The 20,950-nt window shown below is 59.3% G+C and carries 10 protein-coding genes and 2 pseudogenes; 3 read left to right on the forward strand and 9 right to left on the reverse strand.

Translation table 11 applies throughout. From position 1 onward, the window contains the following. Positions 1 to 290 precede the first annotated feature (290 nt). Positions 291 to 2,673 (reverse strand): annotated as a pseudogene (locus ACZ9H3_RS19755) (PepSY domain-containing protein). Positions 2,674 to 2,777: 104 nt separating this feature from the next. Next, complete coding sequence (locus tag ACZ9H3_RS19760; RefSeq protein WP_454240802.1) at positions 2,778 to 5,030, reverse strand: TonB-dependent receptor; 2,253 nt, start codon at positions 5,028 to 5,030, stop codon at positions 2,778 to 2,780. A gap of 219 nt (positions 5,031 to 5,249) precedes the next feature. On the opposite strand from ACZ9H3_RS19760, the gene ACZ9H3_RS19765 reads away from it, so the two are divergent. Further along, complete coding sequence (locus tag ACZ9H3_RS19765) at positions 5,250 to 5,930, forward strand: Fe2+-dependent dioxygenase (protein ID WP_099773616.1); 681 nt, start codon at positions 5,250 to 5,252, stop codon at positions 5,928 to 5,930. Positions 5,931 to 5,933: 3 nt separating this feature from the next. Continuing rightward, a complete protein-coding gene (locus ACZ9H3_RS19770; protein ID WP_099773617.1) occupies positions 5,934 to 6,692 on the forward strand; it encodes a tetratricopeptide repeat protein in 759 nt (252 codons plus the stop codon). Between the two features lie 72 nt (positions 6,693 to 6,764). On the opposite strand, the gene ACZ9H3_RS19775 is transcribed toward ACZ9H3_RS19770, so the two are convergent. Further along, entirely contained in the window at positions 6,765 to 7,928 is a 1,164-nt protein-coding gene (locus ACZ9H3_RS19775; protein WP_065759367.1) for a type III PLP-dependent enzyme, read from the reverse strand. Between the two features lie 505 nt (positions 7,929 to 8,433). Between ACZ9H3_RS19775 and ACZ9H3_RS19780 the strand changes: the two genes are divergently transcribed. Then, entirely contained in the window at positions 8,434 to 10,017 is a 1,584-nt protein-coding gene (locus ACZ9H3_RS19780) for a peptide chain release factor 3 (protein ID WP_163934046.1), read from the forward strand. A gap of 83 nt (positions 10,018 to 10,100) precedes the next feature. On the opposite strand, the gene ACZ9H3_RS19785 is transcribed toward ACZ9H3_RS19780, so the two are convergent. From ACZ9H3_RS19785 to ACZ9H3_RS19810, 6 genes and pseudogenes are all read right to left on the reverse strand, one after another. Then, positions 10,101 to 15,188, reverse strand: coding sequence for a dermonecrotic toxin domain-containing protein (locus ACZ9H3_RS19785; RefSeq protein WP_476222167.1), 5,088 nt, complete (start codon positions 15,186 to 15,188; stop codon positions 10,101 to 10,103). 142 nt (positions 15,189 to 15,330) lie between these two features. Further along, the gene (locus tag ACZ9H3_RS19790) at positions 15,331 to 16,299 is read right to left on the reverse strand and encodes a peptide ABC transporter ATP-binding protein (protein WP_409276643.1); all 969 of its coding nucleotides are present in this window, start codon (positions 16,297 to 16,299) and stop codon (positions 15,331 to 15,333) included. Next, entirely contained in the window at positions 16,299 to 17,267 is a 969-nt protein-coding gene (locus ACZ9H3_RS19795; RefSeq protein WP_476222170.1) for an ABC transporter ATP-binding protein, read from the reverse strand. The genes ACZ9H3_RS19790 and ACZ9H3_RS19795 overlap by 1 nt, the downstream gene beginning before the upstream one ends. Positions 17,268 to 17,277: 10 nt before the next feature. After that, positions 17,278 to 18,211, reverse strand: a pseudogene (locus tag ACZ9H3_RS19800) (ABC transporter permease subunit). A 10-nt stretch (positions 18,212 to 18,221) separates the two neighbouring features. Then, positions 18,222 to 19,232 (reverse strand): ABC transporter permease subunit, encoded by a 1,011-nt coding sequence (locus tag ACZ9H3_RS19805; RefSeq protein ID WP_099773622.1) that lies wholly within the window; start codon positions 19,230 to 19,232, stop codon positions 18,222 to 18,224. 74 nt (positions 19,233 to 19,306) lie between these two features. Then, on the reverse strand, positions 19,307 to 20,902 hold the full coding sequence (locus tag ACZ9H3_RS19810) for an ABC transporter substrate-binding protein (RefSeq protein WP_476222172.1): 1,596 nt from the start codon (positions 20,900 to 20,902) through the stop codon (positions 19,307 to 19,309). Positions 20,903 to 20,950: the final 48 nt, after the last annotated feature.

The following is a 20,950-nucleotide window of genomic DNA, read 5'->3' on the forward strand; positions in this document are numbered from 1 at the left end:
CTCACGGTCACCCCACCGACGCCATCGCAGGCAAGCCTGCTCCAACAGAAAATGCAACCTGTAGGCGCCGGGCTTGCCCGCGATACAGACGCCGCGAACTCACTGGCACCGCGCCGACGCCATCGCAGGCAAGCCAGCTCCAACAGAAAATGCAACCTGTAGGAGCCGGGCTTGCCCGCGATGCAGGCGCCGCGAACTCACGGCCACCCCACCGACGCCATCGCAGGCAAGCCAGCTCCAACAGAAAATGCAGCCTGTGGGAGGTTTGCCAACGCCTGGGCCGTCAGGCGTCAGTAGACATCCCGCCGGTAACGCCCTTGCTCGATCAGGTGCTCAACCTCGGCAGTGCCCAGCACTTCCTTCAGCAGCGCATCGACCCCACCAGCCATGCCGTGCAGGCTACCGCACACATAAAGCGACGCCCCTTCGGCCAGCCATTGGCGCAACTCTGCCGCCTGTTCGCGCAGGCGATCCTGTACGTAGACCTTTTCTGCCTGATCACGGGAGAACGCCAGGTCCAGGCGTGCCAGTTCACCCGTACGCAACCACCCTTGCAGCTCTTCCCGGCAGAGGAAGTCGTGTGCTTCGTTACGCTCGCCGAACAGCAACCAGTTACGCCGCTCGCCTGCTTCGATACGCGCTTTGAGCAGGCTGCGCAGGCCTGCCAGCCCTGTGCCGTTGCCGATCAGAATCAGCGGTGCAGGCGTTGCCGGGAGGTGGAAGCCGCTGTTACGCCGCAGGCGCAGGTTGATTGGGCCGGCCAGCGGCGCGTGTTCGGTCAGCCAGCCTGACCCCAGGCCCAGTGCGCCATCAGGGTGTTGCTCCTGGCGCACGATCAACTCCAGCATGCCATCGCTGGCAATCGAGGCGATCGAGTACTCCCGGGGGCTGATCGCAGGGTTGTTCTGCGGCAGGATCTCTACCAGATCACCCGCTTCCCAACGTGCCGGTTGTGCTGGCATCAGCCCGAGCAGGTACACGGCTGACCCTTGGCTTCCTGGGTTGAGCCGTTCGCGCCGGGTGAGTGTCCAGGCTTCGAAGGCTGGTGCTTGCCAGGTACTGGCGACTGGGCTGCCGGTCAACTGTGCCAGTTGTTCTTGCCACTGCTGCAGGGCGTTTGGGTCGGCGTTATCCACTTCTACCGGGGCGAAGCGGGCTTTGGCCCCGCGTGTTCCCAGCCAGTCATGCAGGCGTTTGGCGAAACCGCAGAATTGCGTGTATTGACGGTCACCGAGGGCGAGCAGGGCATAGTCGAGTGAGCCCAGCGCCCAGGGCTGGCCGAGCACCTTGCGCTCGAACGTACGGGCGCTGTCCGGTGCTTCGCCGTCGCCAAAGGTACTCACCACGAACAGGGCCTTGTTCGCCTGGCGCAGGTCGGTTTCGCTCAAGTCAGCCAAGGCTCGCACGTTTACCGCAAAGCCCGCCGCCTGCAACTGCCCGGCGCTTTGCCAGGCCAGTTGTTCGGCGAAACCGCTCTGGCTGGCAAAGCCCACCAACCAGCTGTTTTCACCAGATGCAGGCGTGGTCATACCGTTGCGTGCGACGCGGATCTGGCGTTTCTTGCGCCGACGGTCGAGGTACAGCAACCAGCCGGTGATGAAGAACAGTGGCATGCTCAGGCTGGCCAGCATCATCAGGACGCGCCCGGTCAGGCCGAAGTAACTGCCGACGTGCAGGGCATAGACACTGGCCAGCAGTTGGGCCTTGAACGACTTGTCGGTGAAGCGTTCGTGTTTACGCACCTGACCGGTGGCAGGGTCGAGTGTCAGGGTGTTGAAGGCTCTTTCGTGATCGGAATTTTCAAGCAGGTAGAACAGGGTGGCCGGTTGCCCACCAGCAGGTGGCAGGGCGTAGGTTGTAGGTGCTCAGGCCTGGCCCGGCAGCCGTTTGCAGGCTGGACCAGATCGCATCGTAGTCAACCACCAGAGGCGGTGCGTTCTTGTCTGGTGCAGGTGGGCGGCCGCGGCCTTCACCGCGTTTGCGTTGCTCGCCCGCCACCGGCCCGTCGGCCAGCAGTTTGTTCAGGCCTTCGCGATACCACTCGTAAGACCAGAACAGGCCCGTCAGTGCTGCGAGCAGGTAGAACACCAGGCACCAGGTGCCGGCAACCGCGTGCAGGTCCCAGTTGAACGCGCGGCCTTTTTTCGCCCAGTCCAGGGTCAGCCAGTTACGCCAGTTCAGCGCCTGGCGCGGCCAGCGCAGGTAGAGGCCAGAAAGGCAGAAGAACACCAGCATCAGGGTACAGGCGCCGGTGATCTGCCGACCGGTGTCGCCGATGGCCAGGAACCGGTGCAGTTGCAGCATCAGGCCGAAAAAGTCCTGGCCACTGACATCGCCTTGCAGCGCGCCAGTGTATGGGTCGGCATAGCGCATTTCGCCTCGCCGCTCGCCAGGTGGCGGGGTAAAGAACACCCGCGCGGCGTTATCGGTGCGGGTATCGACCCAGAGCATGGCAACCTTGTCGCCGTGCTCGGCCTCTACCCGGCGTACCAGTTCAGCCGGCGGCAATACACCGCCTTCACGCACGTGAACCTTGAGGGCTTCGGGGTTGAACAGACGCAGCAGCTCATCCTGAAATGACACCGCTGCGCCGGTAATGCCCATCAGTGCGAGTACCAGGCCTGCGGTGATACCGAAGAACCAGTGCAGTTGAAACAGGGTTTTTTTCACCACATCGACCACCTTGTCTTGCTGTATACCTGTGCGGGGTATGCACGCTGTCGAGATACATAAAAGCCCCGCTCACTGAAGTGGGCGGGGCTTTGCGTTGAACTGCCTTAGAAGTGGAAGTTCGCGCTCATCAATGCGGTACGCCCTGCTGCGACATGAGCGTAATGGGTTTGGAATACCTGATCGAAGTAGCGCTTGTCGGTCAGGTTCTGCACGTTCAGTTGCAGGTCAACGTTTTTGGTCAGGCGATAGGTTGCCATCGCGTCATAACGCCAGTAGGAAGGCACTTCTACCGAGTTGGCCTCATCACCGAAGCGCGAGTCGACAAAGGTTGCACCGGCACCAACGGTCAGTTTCGGAACGATGTCGTAGGTCGACCAGAAGGTGAAGTTGTTACGTGGCGTGCTCGGCATGTGATTGCCTTCGTTCGCGGCGGTAGAGGTCTTCACTATCTCGCTTTCCATGTAGGTGTAGCCACCATAGACCTTCCACTTCGACGAAAGGTTGCCCGAGTAGGTGAGCTCGACGCCTTGGACACGTTGCTCGCCATCAAGCACTTGGTAGGTGGCGTTGTCCGGATCGGTGACGCGGGCGTTGGTCTTGTCGGTGCGGAACAGGGCTGCTGTCAGCGACAAGTTCTCGTCGAAGAAATCCCACTTGGTGCCTACTTCATAGTTGCGGTTACGTTCCGGCTCGAGGTTGCCATTGGCTGCTGTCAGCTCCAGACCACCGTTACCGCTGGTTTCACCCGAAGGGTTGCTTGAGGTCGACCAGGCGGCATAGATGCTGCCGTTGGGCAGCGGCTTGTAGACCACGCCAAGTTGGTAGTTCCAGAGGTGGGCGTTGTTCTCGCGGGAGAAGCTACCCGCAGGGGTCGTGCGGCCTGCCGTTGCGTAACCGCTTGACTTGGTTTGGTAGTCGTCATATCGAAGACCCAGGTTCAGCGACCATTGTTCGTTGAATTTCAGGGTGTCGAAGACATATGCCGCACTGGTTTTGGTGTTTGTGTCGGTATACGCCGGGCTGTCGGTAATGGTTCCTGACCAGCTGTCATCAGGCGATGGATCATACAGGCTGGTGCAGTCACCCGAGGCTAGCAGGGCAGGGCTGCATGTGGTGCTTTTTCCCGCATCAGAGGTAATGACGTAGCCACGGTTATGGGTGTCGGCATAGGAAAACTCCAGGCCGGTGACCATGCTGTGCTCAATAAATCCAGTATTGAATTTGGCGCTCAGGTCGGTCTGGTTGACCCAGCCTTTTGAGGTCGAGTTGCGGTTTTTGGTCGAGCGATAGACCAGGCCGTTGGCCACGTTGCCTTTACTGTCGTCAGGGTTGGTAACGATATAGTCGAGCGTGGAGCGCGACATGCGGAAGCTGTTGGACAGTGTCAGGTTCTCATTCAGATCGTGTTCGATCTTGATGGTCCCGCTGTCGTTGCTGCTCTTGCGGTAGTCGCGATCATTTAAACCGTAGAAGTTGTCGCGATCGACGTTTGCGGGCTTGTCGACGTTGTACTTGCTGCGGTTTGCACTCTTGGTCAGTGGAATGCCGTAGTCCGGCATATCATCTGTATCCATGTGGTAGTAGCCGACGCTGACGCGGGTATCGGTACCCAGGCCGAAGGCAAAGGAAGGTGCGACCCCCCAGCGGCTTACGTCGACATCGTCACGCCCGGCAACGTTGGCCTCATGCTTCATGAGGTTCAGGCGAAATGCCGAGGTGTCGGTCAGCTGCTTGTTAAGGTCCAGGGTGGTGCGCTTGGTTTGGTCCGAGCCCCAGGTAAATCCACCGTTATAGGCATCGCCAAGTTTGGCACTTTTAGTCACCAGGTTCAGGCTGCCACCGGTGGAACCGGCGCCAGTGAACGCTGAACCAGGGCCCTTGCTGACTTCTACCGATTCGATGTTGAAGATTTCTCGGCTTTGCGAGGCGACATCGCGCATGCCGTCGACAAATACGTCGCTCTCTGCGTTGAAGCCGCGAATGATCGGGCGGTCGCCTGCTGGGTTACCGCCTTCACCTGCACCAAAGGTGATCCCAGGGGTTGTGCGCAAGGCGTCTGCCAGGCTGGTTGCGCCTGTATCACGGATCACTTGTTGCGGAATAACCGTCACGCTTTTAGGTGTTTCGCGTAGTGGGGCAGTGTATTTCTTTGAGGTTGCTGTGTCGGTCTTGTAAGAGGTTTCATCCTGCACGCTGTTGATGCTGGTGGCATCCAGAGCAATCGCCCCATCGTTGGCCGGTGCAGCTTCGGCAGCGTACGCTATGTGCGCAGTAGAGGTGGCGGTAATGGCCACACCGATGGCAGAAGCGAGCAAGCGTGGTGAACTGACAGCGGTTGGCACGTAGTGGCGCGACATTGTTATGACCCCTCCCAAGGTTTCAAGGCCGCGAAATGTAATGTAAATACATACGACTATCAATTGAGAAGAATTGTTATTTGTGTTGAATTTACAATCTTTACATTTTCATCCTGTGTTTTTTGCGGGCTCATTCGTCTTGGCAAGCGCTAAGGGCTTGTGGTGATGCAATAAGAATCAATACCATTGGCGTCTTTTCTGGCCTTAGGTATCCGCGCCATGCTTTTACACATTCCTGGTCTGTTTACGCGCGAGGAAGTGCTGCGTATTCGTGAGGCGCTGGAGCAGGCCGATTGGGCTGACGGCAAGATCACGGCGGGTTACCAGTCGGCCAAGGCCAAGCATAACCTCCAGTTGCCCGAGGGCCATCCATTGGCCAAGGAGATTGGCGCGGCCATGCTTGAGCGCTTGTGGGCCAACCCCCGTTTCATGTCTGCGGCCTTGCCCTTCAAGGTCTTCCCGCCGCTGGTCAACTGCTACCGCGAAGGCGGCAACTTTGGTTTTCATATCGACAATGCCGTTCGCCAGCCCCGTGGCAGTCACGAGCGGGTGCGTACCGATCTGTCTTCGACGCTGTTCTTCAGTGACCCTGAGGAGTACGACGGCGGTGAGCTCGAAATTCAGGACACCTACGGACTGCAGCGGGTCAAGCTGGCGGCTGGCGATATGGTGTTGTACCCGGGGACGAGCTTGCACAAGGTCAACCCGGTCACTCGCGGTGCGCGTTATGCGGCGTTTTTCTGGACCCAGAGCATGATCCGCGAAGACAGCCAGCGTACCCTGCTGTTCGAGATGGACAACGCAATTCAGCAACTGACTGCCGACGTTCCCGATCATCCATCACTGATTCAGTTGACGGGGACGTACCACAACCTGCTGCGTCGCTGGGCCGAGGTCTGACTCATGGCCTTTCACCTACGCCGTGAAGAAGTGCTCGACGGCGATCAACTGGGCCAGATGCTTGAAGAAAGCCCGGCCAAGGCGGCCCAAGCGCTGTTGATGGCGGCGGGGCAGGGGATCGTCGAGGCCCAGTTGCTGCTGGGGCAGATACTCCTGGACGGACGCGGTATCGAGCGCGACCCGGCGTTGGCCCGACGCTGGTTCGCCATTGCCGCCAATCAGGGCAGTGCCATGGCGCATAACATGCTCGGGCGTTGCCTGGAGCATGGCTGGGGTGGCGAGGTGGATGCTGTCGAAGCCGCTCGCCATTACCGCCTCGCGGCAGACGCCGGGCTTGATTGGGGGCTGTACAACTATGCCAACCTGTTGGCCACGGGGCGTGGTGTCGCGATAGATCCTGGTGCGGCACTGTGCTGTTATCGGCAAGCCGCTGAGCAAGGGCATGCGAAATCCATGAACCTGTTGGGGCGCTACCTTGAGGAGGGTGTGCATTGCCCGGCCGATGTGTCGGCGGCACACGACTGGTATCGACGCTCGGCAGAAGGCGGGGACTTTCGTGGGCAGTTCAGCCACGCCGGGGTCTTGGCGGCGCGGGGGCAGGTCGAGCAGGCGCTGGGCTGGTTGCGTCAGGCGCTGGTTGCGGGGAATGCAAATTTTCTGACGGTTGCTGCCGCTGCGTTGGAGCAGGCGACACAGCCCGAGATTCGAGCCATGGCGTTGGCCTATCGCACTCGGCTTGGCGAGCTTGGCGTTATGCCATAAAGCAATCGCCGGCAAGGCCGGCTCCTGCAATCGCTGCAGGAGCCGAGCGTGCCGGCGATAAGGTTCAGCCGTTTACAGGTAGTAGGCTTTCAGCGGCGGGAAGCCGTTGAACTCTACTGCGCTGTAGCTGGTGGTGTAGGCGCCGGTCGACAGCCAGTACAGGCGGTCGCCGATAGCCAGGTTCAGTGGCAGGCCGTACTTGTAGTGCTCGTACATGATGTCGGCGCTATCGCAGGTTGGGCCGGCGATCACGACTTCTTCCATCTCGCCTTTTTTCTCGGTCCAGATCGGGAACTTGATGGACTCGTCCATGGTTTCGATCAGGCCGGAGAATTTGCCCACGTCGGTGTAGACCCAACGCTCAACCGCGGTACGCGATTTGCGGGCGACCAGCACCACTTCGCTGACCAGAATACCGGCGTTGGCAATCAGCGAGCGGCCAGGCTCAAGGATGATTTCTGGCAGGTCGTCACCGAAGTCTTCCCTCAGGAAGCGGATGATTTCCTCGGCGTAGGTTTCCAGGCTGTTGGTACGGGTGATGTAGTTGGCCGGGAAGCCGCCACCCATGTTGATCAGCTTCAGTTCGATGCCGTCTTCGTCTTTCAGACGCTCGAAGATCACTTTGACCTTGGCGATGGCCGCGTCCCAGACGCTGATGTCGCGCTGTTGCGAACCCACATGGAAGGAGATGCCGTAAGGCACCAGGCCCAGGTCGCGGGCGAGGATCAGCAGGTCCATGGCCATGTCGGTCTGGCAACCGAACTTGCGCGACAACGGCCAGTCAGCGGTGGTCGAACCTTCGGTCAGGATACGCACGTAGACTTTCGAGCCCGGTGCGGCCTTGGCGATGTTGCGCAGGTCGGCTTCGGAGTCGGTGGCATACAGGCGCACGCCCTTCTCGTAGAAGTAGCGGATGTCCTTGGATTTTTTGATGGTGTTGCCATAGCTGATGCGGTCTGGGGTGACACCGCGGCCCAGCACTTTGTCGAGCTCGTAGATCGAGGCGATGTCAAAGCTCGAACCCTTGTCGCGCAGCAGATCGATGATTTCGACCGCCGGGTTGGCCTTGACCGCGTAGTAGACCTTGGCGAATTCGAAGCCAGCACGCAGGTCGTCATAGGCCTGGCTGATCATCTGGGTGTCGATAAGTACGAACGGGGTTTCTTGCTTGTCGGCGAAGGCCTTCATTTTTTGAAAGGTTTCGCGCGCGAAGTAGTCTTCGACCTGAATCGACATGCTTAGGGACTCCATGGGCAAACTAAAAAAATAAGTGGCTGCAGCTGAGCGCCCTCCGTATCCCCACTTTGGTTCGCCTACTTCCCAAGGCATGTCGCCGAAAGCAAAAAGGTCAACCGTGCGGTGAAAAAAGGCGCTACGGGTGACCTTGCTGTCTCGTCGTCAGTACTTGAGCCGGATGGATCGTTTCCAGCATGGACGCTCGGCGCGAACTTTAGGACTTGAGGGGTTCAAGATCAACAAAAAATGTCGCGTTTTTGCACACGTCTGTCGCCCGGCGTTGCGCAGTCTCTTTGTAACCGAGCCGCATGACAGATGGATGTCTTTGAAAACAGTCCACATCGGCTCATGCCAAGGCCATTGCTGCGGCCGTTGTACCGGGGCTTGGCCGCTGTACGATCGCCGTGTGTGAGTCTGCCCTGGTCGTTGGGAGTCTCGACTTTGGTCCACCGGCAAGTTCGGGTATAATTTTGGCCCTTTTGAATCCCCAGTCAGGCGATTTCCCATGACCAACCAGGCCGCCGAAGTCGCGAAGCGTCGCACTTTCGCCATTATTTCCCACCCCGATGCGGGTAAAACCACCATCACCGAGAAGCTCCTGCTGATGGGCAAGGCGATTGCCGTCGCTGGTACGGTGAAATCGCGAAAGTCCGATCGCCATGCCACCTCCGACTGGATGGAAATGGAGAAGCAGCGCGGCATCTCCATCACCACCTCGGTGATGCAGTTCCCTTACCGCGATCACATGATCAACCTGCTCGACACCCCGGGCCACGAAGACTTCTCTGAAGATACCTACCGCACGCTGACAGCGGTGGACTCGGCGCTGATGGTCCTCGACGGCGGTAAAGGCGTTGAGCCACGTACCATTGCCCTGATGGATGTCTGCCGCCTGCGCGACACGCCTATCGTCAGCTTCATCAACAAACTCGACCGTGATATTCGTGACCCGATCGAGTTGCTCGACGAGATCGAAGCGGTCCTGAAGATCAAGGCCGCGCCGATCACCTGGCCGATCGGCTGCTACAAGGACTTCAAGGGTGTTTACCACCTGTCCGGCGACTACATCATTGTCTACACCCCGGGCCACGGTCACGAGCGTACCGAGGTGAAGATCATCGAGAAACTCGACTCGGACGAGGCCCGCGCGCACCTGGGTGATGAATACGAGCGTTTCATCGAGCAACTGGAACTGGTTCAGGGCGCTTGCCATGAGTTCGACCAGGACGAGTTCATGAACGGTGAGTTGACGCCGGTGTTCTTTGGTACCGCGCTGGGCAACTTTGGTGTGGACCATGTCCTTGACGCCGTGGTCGACTGGGCGCCGCGTCCGCTGCCGCGTGTAGCCAATGAGCGCACGGTGGAGCCGACCGAAGAGAAGTTCAGCGGTTTCGTCTTCAAGATCCAGGCGAACATGGACCCGAAACACCGCGACCGTATCGCCTTCATGCGGATCTGTTCGGGCCGTTACGAGAAGGGCATGAAGATGCGCCATGTACGCACCGGCAAAGACCTGCGTATCGGCGATGCTCTGACCTTCTTCTCCTCCGAGCGTGAGCAACTGGAGGAAGCCTGGGCCGGCGACATCATCGGTTTGCATAACCACGGCACCATCCAGATTGGCGACACCTTCACTGAAGGTGAGAACCTGGGCTTCACCGGCATTCCTCACTTTGCCCCTGAATTGTTCCGCCGCGTTCGCCTTAAAGACCCGCTCAAGTCCAAGCAACTGCGTCAGGGCCTGCAGCAGTTGGCCGAAGAGGGCGCGACCCAGGTGTTCTTCCCAGAGCGCAGCAACGACATCATCCTCGGTGCCGTGGGTGTGCTGCAGTTCGATGTGGTCGCCAGCCGTTTGAAGGAAGAGTACAAGGTTGAATGCGCCTACGAGCCGATCACCGTGTGGTCGGCCCGCTGGATCCAGTGCGACGACAAGAAGAAGCTCGAGGAATTCAAGGTCAAGGCCATGGAAAACCTGGCCATCGACGGTGGTGGTCACCTGACCTACCTGGCGCCGACCCGGGTCAACCTGGCACTGATGGAAGAGCGCTGGCCAGATGTGAAGTTCCGCGCCACGCGCGAGCACCACTAAAGCTCGCCGGCAAGCCCGTTCCTGCAACCCAGCACGCCTGAGGCTGTTGTGGGAGACGGGCTTGCCTGCGTACAGGTGTCGCATTAGCCGCCTACGCGAGCTGCCGGTACGCTCGGGCTATGCAGACGTTCACCCATGCGGAAGATCAGCAAGGTCAACGAGTCGGCGTTTTTCAGCATGATTTGCGCACGCTTTTCTGCATCGTTCAGAAAAACCTGACGGGCATCGTCGAGGTTTTTAGCGCCCGTGGTCTGCAGGATGAATCGCCGCCCCTTTCGATCATCGTCACGAATATCGCGCGGGGCGCCATTCGGGTGATCCTGTATGACAAACAACTCATTGGCCGGTGTGCGGTGTGAGAATGTGGTGTCTTGGCGTTGCCTCAGCCAGAGTGTCTTGGGAACAGGCGCCAGCAGGTTCAGGAAGGGCAAGGTGCCTTCGTTGTAGCAGATGTCGCGCGTGTTGTAGGCCAGGTGCGTGAACTCGTGAACCAGCACTGCTGCCCTGAAAATCGCGGCGGCATCATCCTGCGTGTAGCCTGCACGGAAGGTGAATGTGCTGGCGAAACTGTAGTCAAAGTAGCCGTCGAGCATGAAAATCTGCTTTTCGAGATCCGAAGGCACCGTGAACGCCAGTCCCTCGCTGTTAATTGTGCTTGTACCGATGATGTAGCGTGACGAGGACTGCGGCGAGTAGCTGCCTGACCCCATCATATCGATGACGGCATTGACCGACTCATGCATGTATTGCCGGAGTGGCTCGGTCAGGGCCGGTACACCGAAGAAGTCGCTGATGATGCGTTGGGTTTCTACCGGGACGTGTGTGGCTGGATCGGCGTTGCGCAGGTTTTTCAGGCAGTTCGTCAAGTACATCATGGCGGTGCGATGTGCCTGGCGGATTTTTTGCGCGCGGCTGGGCATCATGTTTTGAATCTGCCGCATTCCGCTCGCGACGATAATGACGTTTTCGCGGCGAGCCTTCCAGCGCGTGTACTGGCCACCTAGCCGGGTGAGTACAGCGCCATGCTCTATCGGAAGCGGCAGCGTCGGGTCGATCTCCCATTGGTTGGCGGCGTTCAGGCGCAAACGAGGGCCAAGGTTATCTTCGGCCTCATCGATCAGGTACCAGTTGGCGTCCGAGAAGGTTGCCCGGTATACGTGTCCATCGATATTGACATAGTGTTTGCCTGTGCCCGCGTCTCTGTAGACCTGAGTAAGGCTGTCGAACACCATTAACTCCAGCGCTTGGGTGGGCGCTTCATAGCGTGCCAAAGGTATGGGGGAGTGCTCGTCAAGGTACAGGTTTTGCCAGAACTGGCGTTCGGCATTAAGGTTTTCTACGTCGCCCAGCGTGCTGGCGCTGTGGCCAATCAGCAGGCTTTGCACCAATACGCACAGCAGTTCGGCGGTATGCGCCGGCCAATCGCTGCCCTCGTCGTTACGTGCAATTTGTAGCACCGTCATTTCTGCCTGCCAGGCGCCGAGCAGCAGTCCAATCTTGCCCGGTACGAAAAAACTCAGTTGGTTGAACACAAGCCCGAGGATATGTTTGAGCGATTCCCAGTCAGCCTTTTCGGTGCTGATCAGTTGGGCGTCCAGCATGCGCTTGAGGGTGCGAATGTTTTCCTCGAACAGGTAATGCAGCGCGTTGCCCTTGACTGGCAGGTTGGCAAGGGTAACGGGGCCTGGTCTCGATAACGGCAGGTCGAAGTCCGATTCTGCACTGAAGGGCAAGTGGGGTTCGTCGAAGCCATTGTTGTCATAGCGTCTGCGCAAGGTCTCTGGTAACTGGGCGAGTACCAGGGCTTGCAACGCGGTGTCTGTCTTCAGTTGTGCCAGTAGTGCTGTGGTGCTGCTGAATTCCCTGAACGTAAAACTTTCGCAGTACGGGGCATAGAGCACTACGGGGTCGGTGACTTCTGCTCGAAACAGGTAGAGGTCAGGGACAATATCGGCGGGTAAATCCGATTGTGCGATCAGCGCCAGCGGTGTCAGTTGGATGCGCTTGCCATCCAGCGGTAAGCGGGCGGTCGCATCGGGCATTTGTACCACTTGCTTCACAACGTTTACGGCAGTTTTACTCAGGTTTCGCTTCAGGTAGGCATTGAATGCACGTTCAAGCATTTGGTCGGGTACTTGGCGGCAAAACAGCTCCAGACGATGGTTGAAGCCGGGGCTGGCAGGGTCAAATGTCTGACTGAACAATGTTTGATAGTTGCTACCAATGTCCAGGCGCCTGACCAGGTCCTTGATGTAGTCCACGTTCATTGCCGCGGGGGGCGCTGCACCGTTTTCCAATTCCAGTGCGGTGATGGGGTTGCTCCAGTCTCGGAAGTGATTCAGTGCATATTCGACCAATGTTTGTCGATGGTGGATGCATTCGCCTGTAGAGCCTGAGGGCACTTCGCCAATGGGCGGTAGCGTTGAGATGCAGGCGATGGTGGTGATGAAAATGCCATCCGGCGGATAGCGTTTGGCCGGAAAGTCGCTATCAAGCTGAGTGGCCAGTCGCTCATAGGCATAGTCCGCGATGGTGGGCATATCGGAGAGGTAATCTTCTTCCGATGTGATGTTGAGCAGGTTGCGCCCCAGGATTTCCAGATAATCGAATTTCTCCTGGTAGGTTGCATCCAGCAGCCACTTCGGGATTGCCGCGCGCACGGTTTGTTCGCGTATTTCACGCTTGAAGCGCAGCAACTGTACTTCGCTGCTGTCCATGGGCGTATAGGTATGCAGCAGTTCCGGCAGACCATTGCCCGACAGTCCGGCATTGATGATCTGATCGAAGACGAACAGGGTGTTGCGCTGGCGAAGGCTGCTGTCGAGGGCTTCGAGCCGTTGCAGCACATTGGTCTTGATCGGGCTCCAGTTCAAGGTCGGAGGTGTCACTTGCGGCGCCATAGGGGCGCTATCCGGCAGCACGCTATCCTCTTCTGCAACGCAATCGTAGAGTGATTCTGCGCTGTGAAAGTTGGTTAGCCGCGCCTGAAGCTTCTGGTTGAGGGACTGGAGTGACGTGAAGGTTTCAAAGCCTAATGCCCGTGTCCACAGAATCAGGGGAGCTTCTGCTGTTTCCAGGGGGTTGCGTGACAGTAGCAAGAGGTTGGCAACCTGCGTTTCGTGCTTGCCCTTGTAGGTAATGTTCAGTTGCCAAACCATGGCCGGAGCACCCTCCAGCAGCGGTCGGGTGCGTGATATCGGGTAGTTGAGCACCGCTTGGATGAGGTCGATTGCCGGTTGTTCGAGGGTGTTTTTCTGACGAGCCAGCTGCAGTTCCAGCCGCAGTGTCAAGCCGTACAGGTTTTGTGCCGTGTGTCGCTCTTGGTTCTGATTACGCACGACTGCATGGGCCAGATAATGACGAAGTGAGCCGGTCACTTTGTCGACACACTGGTTGATGACCGGGGCTGTCAGTAGCGGCAGCAGCGCTTGAGCGTTGGCGGCCAGGCGGTGTTGTGCCGGCTGTTGAGTCGCCGACGTCGCATTTCGTTTGCTCAGGTTTTCCCAGATCAACTCACTGAGGCTCTGGTTGGGGGTTCCATCGGCGCCGTTCTGCAGCAGGACAGACGCTGCCGGCATGGAGCCGAGTAGGTAGCACAGGTTGTTTTCAATCAGCGACAGGGTGACGGAATCCAGGCTTGGACGGGCTTCCAGCAGTTGTGTGTTGTTCTGTTCCACGCGGCGTTTGATGTGCTTCAGGTCTTGGAGCGAAAGCGTTTCGCTGTTCAAGTCATGCTTGATTGCCGTGAGCGAGGCGCTGCTCTCTCTATCCTTGCGGACATACGGCATCATCAGGCGTGGCAGGCAGGGATCAATCAAGCTTTCCAGCGCAAGGGCTTTCTGACAGACGCTGACAAACGCCAATGGGCCTTGTTGACGCAGGGCCTGGGTCAGGCGCTGGCGCGGTACGCTGAGTAGGCGTTGGGTGTAGGTTTGCAGGGCCGGAGCCTGCATGGGTAGCAGCGGCACGTCATCGATTGCCAGTGTATCCAAGAACGCCTGGTGGTTTGTGTGACGCTTCAGCCCTCCGGTAGGGGTGTAGCTATAGCACGGAGTTGACGGCGCATCCGCAGTGCCCAGCAACATGACGGTTTCCAGCGGAACTGTCGCGGTTGTCGAGGCTGTGGGTTTCAGGTACCAGGCCTGCAGCTCCGGTAAGTATTCTGCCTTGGACCATTTGATCAGGGTCCTGTACTCCTGGTTGCTCAGGTCGTTACTCCAGGCGAGCTGGGTTAGGGCTTCAAGAAAACGGCTGCGTAACGCATGGGTCAGTTGCTCAGTAGGGCTCAGGCCCTCGGAGCGTGATGCTGCCCAGTGGTTATCAAGCTGAGTGGTGCAGTGCTCACTCAACTGCGCCCGAGTCAGGCGCAGTGCGGTATTGAGTTTTTTTTGGTCTTGCGCGCTGGCTCGCGTGCCGTCGGGGTTCAGCAGTTCATGTGCCCCGTTTCCAATGAGTGTGGGGTCTGCCAGCGTTTCCAGAAGGGTATCGTTCAGGCTTTGGTGATAATCCTGCCCCTGGGCGCGGTTGGACAGGCGCTGAGCGGACACTTTGACTTCCCGGGTAGCGGGGTTGATGGCTGCATCGGGCCACTGCACGCGTAGTTGGGTCACGAAGGCTTGGGTTAGCAGCGTTTCGGGAGCCGGCTGGTTGAGGAGCAGGGTTTGCAGGGTGGTCAGGTTCTGGCCGAGACGTGCATTGATGCTCAGCATCAACCACTCAAATACCGCCCCTTCGATCAGGTTGTCTTCCAGGTCCACGACCGGGTCGTTACGCCATTGTCGATAGGCTTCGGCATCGGTGTATTGCAGCAGGGCCAAGGCGGTCTCGGCGTTACCGAGCATCTGGATGAGTGCATTGCGAGCCTGCAGACGATCATCGAATTTCATGATGCCCAGTACAGGGTTGTAGATGAACACTGCTGTTTGCGTGGAGTGGCTGATCAGCAGTGTCGAGATCAGGGCAATGGTTTGACCGGATGCGCTCACCGCATCGAGGTAGTCCACGCGTGTATCCGCGCGAGCGTCGGGCTGAGGCGCCGTGCTGGTCAGGCGTGAGAGCTGGTTTGCCTCCACGGCGCTAATACGTTTAGCAGAGGCGGCGTCTTGCAGGTGATCTTCAAAGCGTTTGTGCAGTGCATCGGTGTGATAGTACGGGAGGGTATTGAGGCTCATGGCACAGTCTCGGCAGGTGGTTAGGCTGTCCGGGCTGCTGTACGTGAACGCAGCACCCCGGCGGTGCGTTCACGGTGCCGGGGTGCGGTGTCTCAAAGGTGATATTTATTTCAAGGGTGCTGCTGACACTGCCATGTCTCTGCTAGAGGAACTGCTCTGCGTAGTGACAGGCGACCTGCCGTGTTTCCACCTGACGGAACGCCGGTACCTCCTGGGCGCAACGTTCGGTGGCGTGCGGGCAGCGCTTGTGGAACGCACAACCTGATGGTGGGTCCAGCGGGTTGGGCAGTTCGCCAGCGATCTTGATTTTCGGTTTGAGCGGGTCTGGGTGCAGTGTCGGGGTTGCTGACAACAAGGCCTGTGTGTAAGGGTGCAGTGGCCTGTTGTAGATGTCGTCTTTCGGGCCCATTTCTGCCGGGCGGCCGAGGTACATCACCAGTACCTGGTCGGCCACGTGTCGCACCACGGCCAGGTTGTGGGAGATGAACACATACGCCGTGTTGAACTCGTTTTGCAGGTCCATGAACAGGTTCAACACTTGTGCCTGGATAGACACGTCCAGCGCCGAGGTTGGTTCGTCTGCCACCAGTACCTTGGGTTGCAGCATCATGGCCCGGGCGAGGGCGATACGCTGGCGCTGACCGCCAGAAAACATATGCGGGTAGCGTTGGTAGTGTTCCGGGCGAAGGCCGACCTGTTGCATCATCGCCTGGACCTTCTCGCGTCGTTCGGCTTTGGAGAGGTGGGTGTTGATCAGCAAGGGTTCGGCGAGTTGGTCGCCAATCTTTTGTCGAGGGTTCAACGAGGCATAGGGGCTTTGGAAAACCATCTGCACATCTTTGCGCAGCTGTTTGCGCTGAGCCTTGTTGGCACCCGTGACTTCTTGCCCGGCAATTTTCAGGGAGCCAGAGGAGGGTTCTTCAATAAGGGTCAGGGCACGGGCCAGGGTTGATTTGCCACAGCCGGACTCACCCACGACTGCCAGAGTCTTGCCGGCTTCCAGTTCAAAGGACACGCCATTCAGCGCGCGGACCAGTGCGTGGCCTTTGAACAGGCCACGGGAGACTTCGTAGTGACGGGTAAGCTCACGGGCGGTAAGAACGACGCTCATTACGCCACCTCCTGGTTCAGCGGGTAGAAACAACGGACCAGGCTGTGGGCCTGTCTGTCCAGGTTCGGACGTTGCTGGCGGCAGTGATCCTGAACGTAGGGGCAGCGCGGTGAGAGCAGGCAGCCCTGTGGTCGGTCATAGCGCCCCGGAACGATACCCGGCAAGGTTGCCAGGCGTGCAGCGCCTTCACTGTGCTCGGGAATGGCCGCCAGCAGCGCTTCGCTGTAAGGGTGCGCAGGCACCTCGAACAGCGTTGGAACCTGGCCAATTTCAACGGCTTGGCCGGCGTACATGACGCATACGCGCCTGGCCGTTTCGGCGACCACGGCCAGGTCATGGGTGATCAGGATCAGGGCCATGTCCTGCTCCTGTTGCAGGTTGAGCAGCAACTCCATGATCTGCGCTTGAATGGTGACGTCCAGTGCGGTGGTCGGCTCGTCGGCGATCAGCAACTTGGGCTCGCCCGCAATCGCCATGGCAATCGCCACGCGTTGGCTCATGCCGCCCGAGAGTTGGTGCGGGTAGGCGTCCAGCCGGCTTTCAGCCGCCGGAATTTCGACTTTCTTGAGGAGTTCCAGCGCCCGCTGGCGGGCTGCCTTGCCGCGCAGACCAAGGTGCTGGCGCAGCACTTCCTCGATCTGAAAACCGACGGTATAGCTGGGATTGAGCGCGGTCATCGGGTCCTGGAAGACCATCGCCAGGTCCTTGCCGACGACCTTACGCCGTTGCCGCGCGCTGAGCTTGAGCATGTCGTTGCCGTCGAACGTCATGCTGTCGGCGGTGACGAGGCCGGGGGCGTCGATCAGGCCCATCAGTGCCATCATGGTCACGGATTTTCCCGAACCGGACTCGCCGACGATGGCCAGCACTTCGCCTTTTTCCACGCTGAGGTCGAGACCGTCGACCACGGGAACCGCCTTGGCATCGCCAAAGCGCACATTGAGATTGTTGATCTGCAACAGTGACATGGGCGTCTCCTCAGGCGGCATTCTTGAGTTTCGGGTCCAGCGCGTCGCGCAGCCCGTCGCCCATCAGGTTGATTGCCAGCACGCTGAGCAAAATGGTCAGGCCGGGCAGGCTCACGACCCACCAGGCGCGCTCGATGTAATCGCGGGCCGAAGCCAGCATGGTGCCCCACTCGGGAGTTGGCGGTTGCACGCCCAGGCCGAGGAAGCCCAGGGCCGCGGCATCGAGGATGGCCGAGGAAAAACTCAAGGTTGCCTGGACGATCAGCGGTGCCATGCAGTTGGGCAATACGGTGATGAACATCAGCCGTGGCAAGCTGGCACCGGCCAGGCGCGCAGCGGTCACGTAGTCACGGTTCAGTTCCCCCATCACCGCGGCACGGGTCAGGCGCACGTAGGACGGCAACGAAACGATGGCAATGGCAATCACGGTGTTGATCAGGCCAGGGCCGAGAATGGCTACGATGGCCACGGCCAGCAGCAGCGAAGGCAGGGCCAGCATGACGTCCATCAGGCGCATGATCGACGGGCCGAGCAGGCGTGGAAAGAACCCGGCCAACAGCCCCATCAGCACCCCGGGGATCCAGCGACATGACCACTGAGGACAGGCCGATCAGCAAGGACAGGCGCGAGCCATGGATCAGTCGCGAGAGCAGGTCGCGGCCGAGCTCGTCGGTGCCGAGGATGAACTGCCAGGTGCCGCCCTCGAGCCAGACCGGCGGGGTCAGCAGGAAATCTCGGTACTGTTCGCTTGGCTCATGGGGCGCGACCCATGGCGCGAAGAGCGCACAGAACACGATCAGGCACATGAACAGCAGGCCGGCGAAGGCGCCTTTGTTGCGGGCGAAGGCCTGCCAGAATTCGGTGTACGGCGATGGGTAGAGCAGGCTCTGGTCCACGGCGTTGGGTGTTACGGCAGAGGCGGATTTTACGATTGGGTCAGTCATTGTCTCGGCCTCAGCGCTGGTGGCGAATGCGTGGGTTGACCAGGCCGTAGAGGATATCCACGACGAAGTTCACCAGGATCACCAGGCATGCAATCAGCAGGATGCCATTCTGTACCACGGGGTAGTCACGGGCGCCGATGGCTTCGATCAGCCACTTGCCGATGCCCGGCCAGGAAAAGATGGTTTCGGTCAGCACGGCGCCGCCGAGCAGGGTGCCGACCTGCAGGCCGAACACGGTCAGAACCGGGATCAATGCGTTGCGCAGGCCATGCACGAAGACCACGCGGGCAGGCGACAGGCCTTTCGCGCGGGCAGTGCGAATGTAGTCCTCGCGCAGCACCTCGAGCATCGAGGAGCGCGTCATGCGTGCAATCACCGCCAGCGGGATGGTGCCCAGGACGATGGCCGGCAGAATCAGGTGCATGAGCGCATCCTTGAAGGCGCCTTCCTCTTCACTGAACAGGGTATCGATGAGCATGAAACCGGTGATGGGCTCGATGTCGTAGAGCGAGCTGATACGTTCGGATACGGGTGTCCAGCCGAGGCTGACCGAGAAGAACATGATCAGGATCAGGCCCCACCAGAAAATCGGCATGGAGTAGCCGGCCAGCGAGATCCCCATCACGCCGTGGTCGAGTAGCGAGCCGCGCTTGAGGGCGGCGACCACCCCAGCCAACAGGCCGAACACGCCAGCAAACAGCAGGGCGGCAAGCGCCAGTTCCAGGGTGGCCGGGAACAGGGTGAGAAACTCTTTCCAGACGCTCTCGCGCGTGCGCAGCGATTCGCCCAGATCACCCTGGGCAAGCTTGCTAATGTAGTCCAGGTACTGCACCGGTAATGGTTTGTTCAGCCCCAGCCGCTCCATGGCTTGTGCGTGCATTTCAGGGTCAACGCGACGCTCGCCCATCATCACTTCGACCGGATCACCTGGTATCAATCGTATGAGCGCGAACGTCAGTAAGGTGATGCCGAAGAAGGTCGGGATCAACAGTCCCAGTCGTCGGGCAATAAAACTAAACATGTTCTGGTGTACCTCATCAGCCTGTTAGGCGTACCCGCCAACGCCCGGATAAGGCGCGGGCGGGCGTTGTTGTTCTACTTCACCAGGGTGGTAGCGAAGTTGTTGGTGGTCAGCGGGCTGATGTGGAAGCCCTCGACGTTCTTGCGCATGGCGGTAAACATCTTCGGATGTGCGATGCTGATCCACGGTTGGTCTTCATCGTACACCGCCAGGGCTTTCTCATAGAGTGCTGCGCGCTCACCCGTGTCGATGGTCTCGCGGGCTTTGGTGATCAGCGCCTGGAAGGTCGGGTTACACCAGCGTGCGTAGTTCTCGCCACTTTTTACGGCGTCGCAGCTCAGCAGCGGGCTGAGGAAGTTGTCCGGGTCGCCATTGTCACCGGCCCAGCCGGTCGAGACCATGTCGGGTTCTCCCTTCTTCGCGCGCTTGAGCATTTCTGCCCATTCCATCACGCGGATGTCGACCTTAAGACCAATCCTGGCCAGGTCGGCCTGGAGCATTTCTGCGCTCAATCGCGGGTTGGGGTTGGTCGGGCCACCACCGTTGCGGGTGTACAGGGTCAATACGGTGCCTTCCGGTACGCCGGCTTCCTTGAGCAGGGCTCGGGCTTTATCCAGATCCCGGGGCGGGTTCTGGTTGGCGTTGTTGAAGCCAATCAGTGTGGGCGGGTAGGGGTTTATGCCGATCAGCGCGTTGCCTTTGCCAAACAGTTGATCAACATGGGCCTGTTTATCGAAAGCCAGGTTGATCGCTTTGCGTACCCGCACGTCACTGAGGTACTTGTGCTCGGTGTTCAGTGAGATGTAACCGGTGGTCAGGGCCTCCAGTTCATCAACTTTCAGGTTCGGGTCTTGGCGGATACTGGGGATGTCATCGGGCTTGGGGTACAGCGCGACCTGGCACTCATTGGCCTTGAGTTTTTGCAGGCGCACATTGTTGTCGGTGGCGATGGTCAGCACCAGAGGGTCGCTGGGTGGTTTGCCCCGGAAATACTCGGGGTTGGCCTTGAAGCGCACCTGAGCGTCTTTTTTGTAGCGCTGAAAAATGAATGGGCCGGTGCCGATTGGTTGGCTGTTGAGGTTGGCCGTCTTGTTGGTCGCCAGCAACTGGTTGGCATACTCGGCCGAATAGATCGAGGTGAAGGCCATGGCCAGGTCACGCAGGAACGGTGCTTCCGGGCGTGTCAGGGTAAAGGTGACGGTGTGCTCGTCGACTTTCTCGACACCTTTGAGCAGGTCTTTGAAACCCATGCTTTCAAAGTAGGGAAAGCCGACGCTGGCCTTGTCATGCCAGGGATGCTTGGGGTCGAGTTGGCGCTGAAAGCTCCAGAGCACATCGTCGGCATTCAACTCACGGCTTGGGGTGAAGTAGTCGGTTTTGTGGAACTTCACGCCCCGGCGCAGGTAGAACGTGTACGTCAGCCCATCCGGGCTGATTTCCCAGCGCTCGGCCAGGGCCGGTTCGATGTCGGTGGTGCCCGGCTTGAAGTCTACCAGCCGGTTGAACACGGTTTCGGCGGCCGCATCGGCCGTCACTGCGGTGGTGTATTGAACGATGTCGAAGCCTTCCGGGCTGGCCTCGGTACATACCACCAGTGGCTTGGCTGCCACGCCAGCTGCAGTGCTCAACAGTAGGGCTGCCAGGGCAGCCTGAAGGGGTCGCAGTTTCATGAAAGCTCCCAGCGATCAATTAAAGCAGGTTAGTTGCCACGGGCGATT

This window comes from Pseudomonas sp. TE3910, assembly GCF_056279025.1.

Excerpts from the sequence above, each read along its gene's own strand:
- ACZ9H3_RS19760 (WP_454240802.1), bottom strand. The coding sequence starts at position 5,030 with ATGTCGCGCCACTACGTGCCAACCGCTGTCAGTTCACCACGCTTGCTC.
- ACZ9H3_RS19765 (WP_099773616.1), top strand. The coding sequence starts at position 5,250 with ATGCTTTTACACATTCCTGGTCTGTTTACGCGCGAGGAAGTGCTGCGT.
- ACZ9H3_RS19770 (WP_099773617.1), top strand. The coding sequence starts at position 5,934 with ATGGCCTTTCACCTACGCCGTGAAGAAGTGCTCGACGGCGATCAACTG.
- ACZ9H3_RS19775 (WP_065759367.1), bottom strand. The coding sequence starts at position 7,928 with ATGTCGATTCAGGTCGAAGACTACTTCGCGCGCGAAACCTTTCAAAAA.
- ACZ9H3_RS19780 (WP_163934046.1), top strand. The coding sequence starts at position 8,434 with ATGACCAACCAGGCCGCCGAAGTCGCGAAGCGTCGCACTTTCGCCATT.
- ACZ9H3_RS19785 (WP_476222167.1), bottom strand. The coding sequence starts at position 15,188 with ATGAGCCTCAATACCCTCCCGTACTATCACACCGATGCACTGCACAAA.
- ACZ9H3_RS19790 (WP_409276643.1), bottom strand. The coding sequence starts at position 16,299 with ATGAGCGTCGTTCTTACCGCCCGTGAGCTTACCCGTCACTACGAAGTC.
- ACZ9H3_RS19795 (WP_476222170.1), bottom strand. The coding sequence starts at position 17,267 with ATGTCACTGTTGCAGATCAACAATCTCAATGTGCGCTTTGGCGATGCC.
- ACZ9H3_RS19805 (WP_099773622.1), bottom strand. The coding sequence starts at position 19,232 with ATGTTTAGTTTTATTGCCCGACGACTGGGACTGTTGATCCCGACCTTC.
- ACZ9H3_RS19810 (WP_476222172.1), bottom strand. The coding sequence starts at position 20,902 with ATGAAACTGCGACCCCTTCAGGCTGCCCTGGCAGCCCTACTGTTGAGC.